At 31.9% G+C, this 420-nt stretch carries 1 protein-coding gene; it reads right to left on the bottom strand.

Features of this window, described 5'->3' with window-relative positions; genetic code table 11:
* Window positions 1–19 precede the first annotated feature (19 nt).
* Complete coding sequence (locus tag IU405_RS01160; protein WP_197436795.1) at window positions 20–340, bottom strand: hypothetical protein; 321 nt, start codon at window positions 338–340, stop codon at window positions 20–22.
* Window positions 341–420: the final 80 nt, after the last annotated feature.

The following is a 420-nucleotide window of genomic DNA, read 5'->3' as shown; positions in this document are numbered from 1 at the left end:
GTGTTGCCCACAGTATTTTTCAGTAAATAGGTCCGTCAAATTTCACAATTGTTGTGTCATTTTCTACAATAAAGTCAACCAAATGATCAAGTGAGCCACCGTTTGTATAATATCCTCCACCACTTATTTCCTTTTTCCCATTCGAACGATTAAAAGTCAGCGAGTAAGCTCCGTCTGTTTTATTTTTCCTCATAGAGAGAAATTCAGTCACGCTTTCATTCGGTTCAATTTTGTCAATTTTTATTATTTCCAACTTTTCTGTTGTAGTAAATTCTACATTAGTTATTGTTTCGTTTGAGTTGTTTTTTATTTTCATTTCAATTCCGTTTTCTTTGAACATAAAACAGGAGTTCAAAGTTAGAATTATTAATATTAGTAGTGTTTTTTTCATATTGTGGGCAACTAGTTAATATGCGCAAG

Origin of the sequence: Polaribacter sp. BAL334 (assembly GCF_015767435.1) — a bacterium.
GTDB lineage: Bacteria > Bacteroidota > Bacteroidia > Flavobacteriales > Flavobacteriaceae > Polaribacter.
The sequence above is the reverse complement of the archived record's forward strand: the minus strand, read 5'-3'. Positions and strand labels throughout refer to the sequence as shown.